The organism is Niallia sp. FSL W8-0954, from assembly GCF_038005605.1.
Taxonomy (GTDB): Bacteria; Bacillota; Bacilli; order Bacillales; family Cytobacillaceae; genus Niallia; species Niallia circulans_A.
On the sequence record NZ_JBBOTN010000001.1, the window covers coordinates 2,353,037 to 2,365,575 of the forward strand.

The following is a 12,539-nucleotide window of genomic DNA, read 5'->3' on the forward strand; positions in this document are numbered from 1 at the left end:
GCTGAAAAGTAAATTACCGCCATCAATAAAATTGTCGTTAGATCTATTAGCTTTTCAAACGAATGGAAGAACATTTGAGAATTATCAAAATAATTTTTACTAAAGGAGGAATTAAAAATGACAGTGTCATTAGAGTTTAGGTTAGCGACATTACAAGATTTAGATCAGATTGTAGCTATGCTTGCTGATGATATGTTAGGCAGTAAGCGAGAGCGCTATGAACAGCCGCTTCCTGCCAGTTACCTGCAAGCGTTTCAAGCTATTGCAGAAGATCCCAATAATGAATTAGTGGTAGCATGTTTTGGAAATGAAGTAGTTGGTGTTCAACAAATTACTTTTACTCCATATATTACCCATCAAGGAGGATGGCGAGCGACTATTGAAGGGGTAAGAACTGTCTCTTCTGTACGAGGTAAAGGGGTAGGTACTCAACTAATTAACTGGGCAATCGAGCGTGCTAAAGAAAGAGGCTGTCATTTGATTCAGCTTACGACTGACAAACAAAGACCAGATGCCATGCGTTTTTATGAACGATTAGGCTTTCAAGCAACACATGAAGGGCTGAAAATGAAACTATAGCAAGGAGGGTGGAGAGATAAAGTGGTTCGGCTGTTATCAATAGAGAAGCATTAAATCTGTAGGAGAATGTATATAGTTGATGAACATTCCATTTAAAAGATAAGGAGGAGAGACGATGTTTGAAATCTTGAATGTAAATGCTGAAAACGTGGATGAATACGGATTTTTTTGTATGAGAAGCAAACCGAAATCAAAAGGGTATCAAAATAAACTAGCGTGGATGAAGAAACGGTTTAAAGAAGGGTTAAAAGTAAAAATCCTTTTAGAAGACGGTAAACAAAGAGGTTTTATTGAGTATATTCCCAGTGAATTTACATGGCGAGCGATAAATGCCAAGAAATATATGGTGATTCACTGCTTCTGGATCGTTGGCAAGAGCAAAGGAAAAGGTTATGGGAGCAAGCTTTTAGAGGAATGTATAAAGGATGCGAGAGAATTACATTTGGATGGTGTTGCAATAGTCACCAGTAAGAAAAGCTGGTTACCAGACAAAACTCTCTTTGAAAAAAAGGGTTTTAATCAAGTGGATAAAAGAGGGGATTTTGAATTAATGGCTTATGCTTTTCAAAATGATCGGAAACCTAGCTTTATCGATTGGTCGCTGATAGCAAACGAATATGATAATGGGATTACGGTGTTCAAGTCAGACCAATGTCCGTTCACGCAAGATGCTGTTGATAATTTGCAAGCTGCAGCAGATGAGCATGGCTTAAAAGTAACTGTCCTTGAAATGAACGATAATGAAATGGTACAACATCTGTCTCCGACACCTTTTGGCGTATTTACTGTTATATATAATGGGGAAATCATAACTTATCATCCAGAAACAAAGAATAAATTTCTACAATTAATAGAAAGACAGGATTTGAAAATGAGTAAGTAAACATGAGCGAAATGAAATAAAGAGCAATCTTCAAATGGATTCTAAAAGTAGAGCAAAGTCTAGAAGACAATGCTCCATATACTTTTTCCCTAAATAGTAAATTTAGTAATAAGAATTATTCCTTATTATTTGCTAAAGTCTGCCTGTTATCAGCTAAAGGAGGTTGCTCTAGCCATCCATACTTTATTAATAACTCACATCCATCTTCAGCGTATAAACCTACTTCAGCCATGAATTTTGTATATTCTGCCGCAATATCTCTTCTTTGAGAAACAGATAAGCCAGCACCATAATAGCCAACTGCAGAAGAAACCAATGTAACGATATGGTATAACATTAATTTATCAGAAAAAGGAGAAACGGTGGAATTTGTTACCTCCGACACCCATGTTTTTGGAGAAGATAAGTCTTCCTTTGTAAGGATAGTATTAAAAGTAGTGAAGTGGTTCAAACAAATTTTTTTGCCTCTTTCAAAATATTTTTGAATATCTTTTGTTTGGCAAACCTGAGCAAAGCCTAATTCTAAAACTGTTTTTACTACGTCTTTTTTCATGTTAAAGCTCATACCGCTTATTTCAATAGCGTTTAATGGTCGTTTTTTCCCAAACCATCCAGCTAAATAACTTTGGTTATCGACAAATTTGACTTGCTCTGGTGTATTAATTCTAGCAGTTTTACTATAGAATCCTTTATTTAGCATGATGGAAACGATCCGTTTATGTAACTCCATCGTTTCCTTGTTACATTGGATAAAGTAATCTAACTGGTCAGCTCTTGATGATGTAGAAACGGCACCTGCATATCCAGTCAATCCTAGTAAGGTCATAATATGTAAATACGCTATAATAAAAGCGTCTGTAAAGATAGAAGGAGCATTTAAATTAACATCTTCCTCCACTGAAAAACCTTTGGGAATGGGAAGGTTCTCTTGAGTAAAGAAATCAGTAATTTTAGTGATATGGGTTTCAGCAATGCTAAGGGAAAAGTAGAGTACTTCTTTAATGTCTTCGTCTTTTGCTTTTTCAATTGAATGGGTAAGAATACATATGGATAAAGAATCATTTATGTATTGAGTCCAAAGGTTCGCTATTTCAGCTGTGGTTAGTTCTACATCATGACTGATCTTCTTCATAAAAGCTCCTCCAACAAGTGCATATATCAAATACAATTTTATTTTTTGATTTTATATTAATATTTCATAGTTGCGCCATTTCTATGTAAGAATTAAACAAAATGTTAAAGAAGCGAAAATAGGTTAAAGTGAGTAGGCTATAATAGATGTTTCCATAATAGATACACAATTTATACGAGTAAAATGGTTTACTTAGGAAGTGAACTGTTTAGTGCAAGCTGTTTAATCGTATTGGCTAAATCTCTTACATCTTCTTCCATATTGTCTTTGCCCATCGATATCCGAACAAACTCTTTTGCCTCTTGATCAGCCAATCCTAACGCCTTCATGGTTTTGGAAGGGGCTTGTTTTCCGACCTGGCACGCACTGCCTGTGGAGATGGCAAATCCACGACGATTACATTCAAGCATAAGCCATTGACCTTCTATCCCTTTAACTCGTAATCCGATAATTCCTGGATATTGATCCGTACATTCAAAAACAGTAACGGTTTCTTTCGGAAGCATCTCTGTAAATAACCTTCGGAACTTAGAATGCTTCGTTTCGTTCTCCGAAATTGTAGAGCATGCCTTTTGGGCAGCGACGGTCATACTTGCAATCCCAGCTGTGTTAACTGTACCAGAGCGAAAGCCATTTTCGTGGCTACCATTTAATACGATTGGAATCCAAGGAACATTTGGATTAATATAGGCAAGACCGACACCTTTGGGTCCATAAAATTTATGACTCGAAAGGGATAATGCATCGACATAGGGGGTTACTTTTTTAACCTCTATTTTTCCAATACTTTGCACCATATCACTATGAAAAAGAACATGATGCTTTTTACAAATCGCTCCGATTTCTTTTATTGGTTGGATTGTACCAATTTCAGAATTCACATGTTGGATAGAAACAAGCACGGTGTCAGGACGAATTGTTTCTTCTAGTAACCGAGTATCGATTAAGCCAGTTTCTGATAATGGCAAATACGTAATTTCATAGCCTTTGTCTGCTAAGACATGCATCGTACCGTGAATTGAAGCATGCTCTGCTATTGATGTAATAAGGTGTTTTCCTTCCTTTTTTGTCCCCTTAAGTAAGCTTTGCAAAATAAGAAAATTACTTTCTGTACCACCGCTTGTAAAGTAAATGCCTTTTTTATCTACGTTTATTAATCTTCCCCATTCTTCACGGCAATTCTCGACGATTCTAGTAGCTGTATCTCCCATATCATGAAGACTGTTCGAATTTCCAAAGTATTTACAAGCAACTTCGACATAAGTAGAAGCAGCATCGGAATCTAAAGAAGTAGTTGCTGCATAATCAAAATATTTCATCAAAAATTCCTCCAAAAAAATCAGTTGTTTACGGGAACCAGATTAATAAGCTAAAAATCTATCCATAAAAAACCCTTGCCTTAATTTTAAAACTATGTAAATATAAGTGTCAAGACACCTGTAAAATAGGATGGTGAAAAATGGACACGGATGTATTGATTATTGGTAGTGGAATCGCTAGCTTGCAGCTAGCTAAAAAACTTTCAACAGATTTCAATGTGATAATTCTCACAAAATCTAAAATAGAAAGCAGCAATTCTTATTTAGCTCAAGGTGGAATTGCTGCAAGCATGGGAGATTCAGATGATTATAGAAAGCACGCACTTGATACATTTGAAGCTGGACGCTTTCACAATAATCCTGAAGTAGTAACGAAAATTACAAACGCAGCACCCATCTTAATAAATGAATTGCGGCAGGGGGGATGCAAATTTGATGAGGATATGGCAGGAAATCTTGCATTAGGAATGGAAGGTGCTCATTCGGAAAACAGAGTAGTACACAGTGGCGGTGATACTACTGGAAAACAGTTGATGCAGTATTTAGTGGAAACAAAGACTAATAATATCAAAATCATCGAAAATGTTTTCGTCTATGAATTAATGGTAAATACTAATACTAAACAATGCTTTGGCGCAAAAGGCATATTTTCAGATGGAACACGAACAGAATTTTATAGCGCTCATACTGTTATTGCAACAGGTGGGTGTGGAAATCTTTACACCTATACGAGTAGTGCTTCCACCATTACGGGAGATGGAATTGCGCTTGCTTATTTAGCAGGGGCAAATATTAGCGATATGGAGTTTATACAATTTCATCCTACCCTGCTTTATGTTAACGGAAAAACGATTGGACTGATTTCAGAAGCTGTCAGAGGAGAGGGTGCAAGACTAGTTACAGCTTTTGGAGAGTACGTGATGGAACATGTCCATCCTTATAAAGACTTAGCTCCACGGCATATCGTCTCCCAAACAATTTATCAGTATTTATCGAAAGGGGAACCAGTCTATTTAGATATTTCCATGATTGCAAATTTTCAAGAGAGATTTCCTACAATTACAAATATGTGTCTAAAAGCAGGCATTGATTTGCAGAAAGGTCTGCTCCCAGTTGCGCCAGGCAGTCATTTTTTAATGGGGGGAATTGATATAGACCTGCATGGAAGAACAAATATCGATAATCTTTATGCAATTGGTGAAGCAGCTTGCACAGGTTTTCATGGAGCGAACCGTTTAGCAAGCAATTCTCTCTTAGAGGGTTTATATATGGGGAAAAACCTTGCGACACTTCTTCATAAAAAGCAAAAAATAAAAACGGAAACGATTCAATGGAAAAACGAAGAAAAAAATGAGAATTTCTTTCCGATTTTGCCAGAAAAAGCAGAGATTCAAGATCGAATGATGGAGTATGTAGGCATTGTCCGTAATGGAATCCACTTACGGATGCATCTTGAATGGCTTGAAGGTTTCAGAATAACCAATCTGGAACAGATCTCTTTAGAAAATAAGTCAGTCGAGGAGATAGAAAAGTATTTTATGCTTTTAACAGCTTTTCTAATTACCAAATCTGCATTGGAAAGAAAAGAAAGCAGAGGGGGCCACTTTCGTTCTGATTATCCTATGGAAAAGAATGAATGGATGAAAAAAAAGATCTGCATGAATCGTGAACAAACAAAGGAGAATCAAAATGAACCAATTAAAATTGCAGAAACTGCTGGAAGCATTTTTTATGGAAGATATCGGTGAACGTGATGTGACGACAGATGCGATTTTTCCCAAAGAGCAGCAAGGAGAAATCGTGTTTTTATCGAAGGATAATGGAATTTTTTGTGGGGAAGAGATTATTCAGGTAGGATTCCAAGTTTTGAATCCGGCAACAGAAGTCACAATGCGTATCCATGATGGAGACCGAATGGAAGTAGGTCAAAAATTGGCGACGGTAAGAGGAAAGATTCGTGATTTATTAAAAGGGGAGCGTGTTATTTTAAATCTTGTCCAAAGAATGAGTGGTATCGCCACAAAAACATGTGAAGCAGTAGAAACTTTAAATAGTGGCTACACCAAAATAAGTGATACGCGAAAAACGACACCAGGGTTAAGGATGTTAGAAAAATATGCGGTAACAGTTGGCGGAGGGCATAATCATCGCTTCGGATTGTATGATGCGGTGTTGATTAAAGATAATCATATTGCTTTCGCCGGTTCGATCGCTAATGCTGTAAAAGCGGTTAAACAGTCAATTGGTCATATGGTTAAGGTAGAAGTTGAAACGGAAACAAAGGAACAAATGTTTGAAGCTCTAGCTGCTGGCGCTGATGTAATTATGTTTGACAATCGAAAGCCTGAAGAAATTGTGGAGTGGATTACACATGTTCCAGAAACTGTAACGACAGAAGCATCTGGTGGAATTACATTAGAAAATCTTGCTTCCTATCGAGAGTGTGGAGTGGATTATATTTCATTAGGATTTTTAACCCATTCGGTGAAAGCAGTAGATATTAGTGTGAAAGTAAGCTTTGATTAAAGAGTAAAAAGGGGAGAGGAAAATGAATCTTTTAGAGGGGCTGCAAGCATCAAATACAATACCAGAGAAATACTTGGCCATGTCAAATGCGGAATTAGAAGAAAGAGTGGTTAGTGTAAAGAATCGATTAGGCAAAAAACTATTTATTCCAGGTCACCATTATCAAAAGGATGAAGTTATTCAATTTTCTGATGCTACAGGGGATAGCTTAAAGCTAGCGCAAGTTGCGGCTGAAAATACAGAAGCAGAGTTTATTGTCTTTTGCGGGGTTCATTTCATGGCAGAAACAGCTGATATCCTTACTACAGAGAAGCAGAAAGTCTACTTGCCAGATATGCGGGCGGGTTGCTCGATGGCGGATATGGCCGATATTTATCAGACTAATCGAGCATGGATCAAGCTGCAGGAATTGTTCGGAGACACGATCATACCACTAACCTATGTAAATTCAACAGCAGCCATTAAAGCCTTTGTCGGAGAAAATGGGGGAGCAACCGTAACTTCTTCTAATGCTGAAAAAATGGTATCCTGGGCCTTTACAAAAAAGGAAAGATTACTATTTTTACCAGATCAGCATCTTGGAAGAAATACTGCCTATAATTTAGGGGTTCCTTTAGAGCAAATGGCCATTTGGGATCCGGCCAAAAATGAACTTGTTTATGAAGGCGTGATAGAAGATATTAAAGTAATACTCTGGAAAGGTCATTGTTCTGTGCATGAAAATTTTACCGTGAAAAATGTCGAGCAAGTTAGAAAGCAATATCCTTACATGAAAATTATTGTCCATCCAGAGTGCAGCAGAGAAGTTGTCGCGGCAGCTGACTTAGCTGGTTCAACCAATTATATTATTGATGTAATCGAAAATGCAGAGTCTGGAAGTGCTTTTGCTATTGGTACGGAAATGAACCTAGTTAATCGGATTATGAAAGAACACCCGGATAAAGAAATTATTTCCCTTAACCCATATATGTGTGCTTGTTTAACAATGAATCGGATTGATTTACCTCATCTCGTATGGTGTTTAGAATCAATTGAAGACAATTTTGAAAGGAATCGAATTAATGTCGAAGAGCCAATAGCGTCTAATGCAAAAATAGCATTGGATAGAATGTTGGAATTATCCTGAATTCTAAGCTGAAAACTGCTTTGTAAAATAAAGGCAGTTTTTTTGGTTAAGTTAAGATGCCATTACATATCGCAACAATAAAAAGAAGTAAGTTATAATTTAACCAGAATATTTATTCAAAGTTGAATTTTCAAACAGATGGTTAATGACAAGTATTCTATCTTCCTTTAAAATATAGGTAATATATGGAGAATGGCGAAAGGTGGAATATACGCTGAATAGACGTCATAGACAATGGAAGAAACAAATACAAGCCTATATAAATGAATGGTATCTTCTAGCATTTTTATTAACTGGAGATAGAGTAACAGCAGAACAATTGTTAAATATGGCGGTAGATCAAGTAAAGGATAAGTGGTCCTATCGCCATTTTGAGCGTTTATGGGCAAAACCAGTAATCAAGAAATATATTAAATTTAGTCGAAATAATGAATGTAATGATAAATTTTTGGATTTTAGCACACTATTAAATCGAATAGGTTTGCTGGAAGGAAATGCCCGAGTTGCTTTTTTACTAAAGTATTATTACGGCTTTTCTTATAAGAAAATAGCGCGGAATCTACATATCTCTGAGAGAAAAGCGAAAATAATAATTTATGATGCCCTTCTTCTATGGACAAATAATGGCAAGTTAATTCCCATTGAACAAGTGGAAGCTGCTATAAATAAAGATATAAATCTCGCAAAAAATTTTTTACTAGATTCTTTCCGTTTTGAAAAGAAAAACCAATACATAGAAACTCGCCTTAAAGGTAAGCGAAAGGCACTATTCCTTATCTTTACGATAGTTGTTTTATTTGCTGGTGGATCCATTAATCAGAAAACGCTAGGAAAGACAAGAGTCAGTCTCGGACCGGATGTATATAAAATTTATAAGGAGGGAGGCGTGTTTCAGCTAGGAAGGGAGATTCAACAAAAAGGCTATACCGATATTTATGCCTATCCAGAAGAGGAAAATAATATTTTATATGTCCAATTTAGCACAGCAGAGAGTTTAGAAAATAAAGAAGAGGTAACAATGTTCATCGAATCTTATTTAAAGGAAAGGGACTTGGATTACGAAATTAGATATGAAGAGATGAACCAAGTGATTGAAGCAGAACAAACAGATGAACAAACAGCAGAGAATAAACAGCTGGAAATGGAACAAGAAATATACGAATTACTTACATCAAATACCTATTATTATATGCAAAACTATGTAAGTGATTCATCTGGCGAATCAAGGGAAATCCTTTTATCTGAGTCTATTCCAAAAGAAGAAGAAACGATGATCAAGGAAGAAATCAAAAATATTATGACAAAATTTGATAGTGAATGGAACTTCTCATTCGGAAAGGTCGATGCAGAAGTTGTAGAGATGGAAAAAGCAATGTGGAATATTGTACCAGCTCTTTTAGAAGCTTATATGTTTGGCGGCGACAAATATAAAGTATATGATGTCTATCCAACATATGAAGACGAGCAATTGAAATTCGATATATATACTGAATTAGCCTTCACAACAGATGAAGATCGGGCGAAAAACATAGAAACAGCCAAAGAGTTAAAAAGATCTATACAATTCTTTTTCCAACATGAAGACATTCAAAAACTCTTTAACCATGCTCCCTATGTTATAAAAATATATGGAAATAATAGAAAAGAAGTAGAATTCGATATTTAACACAAATATTAGGGAGGGGTCCTATTGAATAAATCGAGGCAAGCTCCAAGTAAAAGAAATCACTCGCTTTGTCACTGATTTTTTGAAAAAGAAAAATACATCCTACATCGTCCAATAATATTAACACATCGTCCAATAATATTATCGGGAAGATACTCTTGGGGGAAGAGAAAGAAGCTTATCAAGTTATTACAGAAGCGGAGAAAAAAGGGATAAAACTATGGCTAGGGGATTTTTCCGAACAAGGGAAAGTAACAGAATAATGTAACCATTTACTCAGCAGAGAAGGAAAAAATAAAAATTGATTGATAAAATTCCGTATATTTCATAAAGGATTGGTAATAATGCTTACAGGTTAAACTGCGCGGAAGAATGTGATAAAATAATAATAATAGCTTATATATATTTTGGCTAAATGTTAGTAAAAGGCAGTTGAATCATTTGACAATTAAAGAAAAAGTTGTGGTGCTAATTGGACCTACTGCTGTAGGAAAGACTAATCTTAGTATTGAACTGGCTAAAAAATACAACGGAGAAATTATTAGTGGAGATTCCATGCAAATATATAAGGGGATGGATATTGCGACAGCAAAAATCTCTCCAGAAGAAATGCAAGGGGTTCCGCACCATTTAATTGATATTGTAGAACCAGACGAAAGTTTTTCCGTCGCCCAATTTCAAGAGCTTGTGCGCAAAAAAATAACAGAGATTACAGCAAGAGGAAAGTTGCCATTTATTGTAGGCGGAACTGGTTTGTATATTCAAGCGGTTTTATACGATTATCAATTTCAAGAAACAGCTTCAGATCAGGCGTTTCGGATGAAACTGGAAGAAATGGCGCAGAGAGAAGGAAGCTTAAGAATTCATGACAGGCTGAAGGAAATAGATCCTGAGGCTGCAGCTGCTATCCATCACCATAATGTACGACGTGTAATAAGAGCACTCGAGGTCTTTCATGTCACGGGAAGAAAAATGTCTGAAATCCAAAAAGAGCAGAAGCAAGAGCCACTCTATGATACAGCATTAATTGGTTTGACAATGGATAGAGAAATTCTTTATGAGCGAATTAACAAAAGAGTCGATCAAATGCTTGAAAATGGATTGTTAGAGGAAGTGGAGCATTTTTATCATCAAGGCATAAGAGACTGTCAGTCCATTCAAGCAATTGGCTATAAGGAAATCTATAAGTATTACGATGGACTTCTAAGCTTACATGAATCGATTGAAGAGTTAAAACAAAATTCAAGAAGATATGCCAAAAGGCAATTAACTTGGTTTCGCAATAAAATGGATGTACAATGGTATGATATGACAGAAACCGTCAAAACAAATGACATAACAAAAAAAATACAGGAAATTTCTTCTTATTTAGAAGGAATGCTAGAGATTAAATCGAATACATAATAGTAGAGAGAAAAGAGGAGGATTTTCATGAAGCAATCAGTTAATATTCAAGATCAGTTTTTAAATCAATTACGTAAAGATGGCACAAACGTAACGGTATTCTTATTAAACGGATTCCAAATACGTGGATTTATAAAAGGTTTCGATAATTTCACGGTATTATTTGAATCAGAAGGTAAGCAGCAGTTAGTTTATAAGCATGCAATTTCTACGTTTGTTCCACAAAAAAATGTACAGATTGATTTAGAAGGCACGCAAGTTCAGTAAAATAGTCTCATTATAGGGCAAATATAAGTCCTATTGTTCAATCGAGTTAAAGATAGGGATACATAGGCATTTGCAAGGAAATGAATATGGAATAGCTTAATGAGAAACAGACTAAATCAAATATAGGTTTAGTCTGTTTTTTTATCCTTTCTCGTGTATGAAAAAGAATATATTGGTCGTCTGATAACAGTTTTTGGGTTCAAATTATACTGATTTAGTATGGATAAGAATTCAGCTTTAATTGTTTCGGTAAAAAAACGTTTGAAGTTAAAAATATGCTAAGCCATTTTATCTCCTTTTTTGCTTAAATATAATATTTGAAATATTTCTTTATTTCAGCATAATAACTTACTCCATAGAATGGACTCTCCAGAAGTCTCCTCGAAAGCACTAAAAAAAATAATCTAAAATAGTTTAATGAATAGTAAAGGTTCTGAATATACATTAACAATGGGGAATAGTAGCAAACAGTATGAATCAATGAAAAGGCTTATAAATAGTGATAAATAATGCTTTTGATGGGCAAGTGTTTAAAGCGTTTTGTTTTAAGAGGAGGTGTGGCTTTTGGAGCATCCAATCCGGATGAAGAATAATGGACAGATCAGCGTAGTAATCAATTCACAGAAAAAGAAGGTTCTTCCAAAGGAAAAGCCAGAAGCTGAGTCAATCCCCAGAAATGTTCCGAGTGAACATGAAGCACTTAGGGAAATTGAAGCGGAATTAGGAAGTCTTGTTGGCATGGATGAAATGAAAAAAATGATAAAAGAAATATACGCATGGATTTATGTAAATAAAAAAAGAGAAGAAAGTGGCCTGAAAACTGGAAAACAAGCATTGCATATGATGTTTAAAGGGAATCCAGGAACTGGTAAAACAACGGTTGCGAGGTTAATTGGCAAGCTTTTTCAAAAAATGAATGTCTTATCAAAAGGGCATTTAATAGAAGCCGAGCGTGCTGATTTAGTTGGTGAATATATCGGACATACAGCACAAAAAACAAGGGATCTCGTGAAAAAAGCAATGGGCGGAATTTTATTTATTGATGAAGCCTATTCTTTAGGTCGAGGTGGAGAGAAGGATTTCGGGAAAGAAGCAATTGATACATTAGTCAAGCATATGGAAGATAAACAGCATGATTTTATACTAATATTAGCAGGCTATTCTAGAGAGATGGATTTTTTTCTCTCATTAAATCCTGGCCTTCACTCCAGATTCCCGCTTGTCATTGACTTTCCCGATTATACGACAGATCAGCTAATGGAAATTGCTGATCGAATGTTAAAAGAAAGGGAGTATGCTTTAAGTCATGAGGCAGAAAAAAAACTTAAAGAACATCTTTCATATGTACGAAATGTCCAGCATCCAAAAAGTTTTTCGAATGGCCGCTATATTCGTAATATCATTGAAAAATCGATAAGAGCACAAGCGATGAGGCTACTATTAGAAAGTAATTATGATAAATACGAACTTATGACTCTTAGAAGTAATGATTTAATGTTAAACTCCCATGAAAAATAAGGATAGCAGGTTATTCTACAAGAAGTAATTCTCGTGGAATAACCTTTTTTCTGTATTTTTCTAAAAAGGCATTTTTACTAAGACATATTTTGGGTAACCTTATAAGGAGCAAATAGAAG

At 35.6% G+C, this 12,539-nt stretch carries 11 protein-coding genes; 9 read left to right on the forward strand and 2 right to left on the reverse strand.

Features of this window, described 5'->3' with window-relative positions:
* Window positions 1–117: 117 nt before the first annotated feature.
* Together NX902_RS11570 and NX902_RS11575 are read left to right on the forward strand one after the other, a co-directional pair.
* Window positions 118–579: a GNAT family N-acetyltransferase gene (locus NX902_RS11570; RefSeq protein WP_095328459.1), complete on the forward strand. Its 462-nt coding sequence runs from the start codon at window positions 118–120 to the stop codon at window positions 577–579.
* Between the two features lie 115 nt (window positions 580–694).
* Window positions 695–1,462, forward strand: a complete 768-nt coding sequence (locus NX902_RS11575) for a GNAT family N-acetyltransferase (RefSeq protein WP_123257614.1) — start codon at window positions 695–697, stop codon at window positions 1,460–1,462.
* Between the two features lie 115 nt (window positions 1,463–1,577).
* Here NX902_RS11575 and NX902_RS11580 read toward each other — a convergent pair whose 3' ends face one another.
* On the reverse strand, window positions 1,578–2,594 hold the full coding sequence (locus NX902_RS11580; protein WP_095328461.1) for a DUF3231 family protein: 1,017 nt from the start codon (window positions 2,592–2,594) through the stop codon (window positions 1,578–1,580).
* Between the two features lie 188 nt (window positions 2,595–2,782).
* Complete coding sequence (locus NX902_RS11585; RefSeq protein ID WP_095328462.1) at window positions 2,783–3,913, reverse strand: IscS subfamily cysteine desulfurase; 1,131 nt, start codon at window positions 3,911–3,913, stop codon at window positions 2,783–2,785.
* A 140-nt stretch (window positions 3,914–4,053) separates the two neighbouring features.
* Between NX902_RS11585 and nadB the strand changes: the two genes are divergently transcribed.
* The 7 genes from nadB to spoVK all read left to right on the forward strand — a co-directional run bounded on the left by nadB (window position 4,054) and on the right by spoVK (window position 12,420).
* Window positions 4,054–5,661 (forward strand): L-aspartate oxidase, encoded by a 1,608-nt coding sequence (gene nadB, locus NX902_RS11590; RefSeq protein ID WP_095328463.1) that lies wholly within the window; start codon window positions 4,054–4,056, stop codon window positions 5,659–5,661.
* Entirely contained in the window at window positions 5,603–6,439 is an 837-nt protein-coding gene (nadC, locus tag NX902_RS11595) for a carboxylating nicotinate-nucleotide diphosphorylase (RefSeq protein WP_095328464.1), read from the forward strand. Before nadB ends, nadC begins: the two co-directional genes overlap by 59 nt.
* Window positions 6,440–6,461: 22 nt before the next feature.
* The gene (gene nadA, locus NX902_RS11600; protein ID WP_095328465.1) at window positions 6,462–7,565 is read left to right on the forward strand and encodes a quinolinate synthase NadA; all 1,104 of its coding nucleotides are present in this window, start codon (window positions 6,462–6,464) and stop codon (window positions 7,563–7,565) included.
* A gap of 202 nt (window positions 7,566–7,767) precedes the next feature.
* Window positions 7,768–9,231, forward strand: a complete 1,464-nt coding sequence (locus NX902_RS11605) for a sigma-70 region 4 domain-containing protein (protein WP_341122865.1) — start codon at window positions 7,768–7,770, stop codon at window positions 9,229–9,231.
* Window positions 9,232–9,672: 441 nt separating this feature from the next.
* Window positions 9,673–10,635, forward strand: a complete 963-nt coding sequence (miaA, locus tag NX902_RS11610) for a tRNA (adenosine(37)-N6)-dimethylallyltransferase MiaA (RefSeq protein ID WP_217279891.1) — start codon at window positions 9,673–9,675, stop codon at window positions 10,633–10,635.
* Between the two features lie 27 nt (window positions 10,636–10,662).
* Window positions 10,663–10,902 carry an RNA chaperone Hfq gene (hfq, locus tag NX902_RS11615; protein WP_163188482.1) on the forward strand — a complete coding sequence of 80 codons (240 nt, stop codon included), beginning with the start codon at window positions 10,663–10,665 and terminating at the stop codon, window positions 10,900–10,902.
* Between the two features lie 564 nt (window positions 10,903–11,466).
* Window positions 11,467–12,420, forward strand: coding sequence for a stage V sporulation protein K (gene spoVK, locus NX902_RS11620; RefSeq protein WP_095328468.1), 954 nt, complete (start codon window positions 11,467–11,469; stop codon window positions 12,418–12,420).
* Window positions 12,421–12,539 lie beyond the last annotated feature (119 nt).

What these genes read in the sequence shown, in the direction of transcription:
- nadA (WP_095328465.1), top strand. Translation starts at nt 6,462, where the DNA reads ATGAATCTTTTAGAGGGGCTGCAAGCATCAAATACAATACCAGAGAAA.
- hfq (WP_163188482.1), top strand. Translation starts at nt 10,663, where the DNA reads ATGAAGCAATCAGTTAATATTCAAGATCAGTTTTTAAATCAATTACGT.
- NX902_RS11580 (WP_095328461.1), bottom strand. Translation starts at nt 2,594, where the DNA reads ATGAAGAAGATCAGTCATGATGTAGAACTAACCACAGCTGAAATAGCG.
- NX902_RS11585 (WP_095328462.1), bottom strand. Translation starts at nt 3,913, where the DNA reads ATGAAATATTTTGATTATGCAGCAACTACTTCTTTAGATTCCGATGCT.
- NX902_RS11575 (WP_123257614.1), top strand. Translation starts at nt 695, where the DNA reads ATGTTTGAAATCTTGAATGTAAATGCTGAAAACGTGGATGAATACGGA.
- nadB (WP_095328463.1), top strand. Translation starts at nt 4,054, where the DNA reads ATGGACACGGATGTATTGATTATTGGTAGTGGAATCGCTAGCTTGCAG.
- NX902_RS11570 (WP_095328459.1), top strand. Translation starts at nt 118, where the DNA reads ATGACAGTGTCATTAGAGTTTAGGTTAGCGACATTACAAGATTTAGAT.
- nadC (WP_095328464.1), top strand. Translation starts at nt 5,603, where the DNA reads ATGAACCAATTAAAATTGCAGAAACTGCTGGAAGCATTTTTTATGGAA.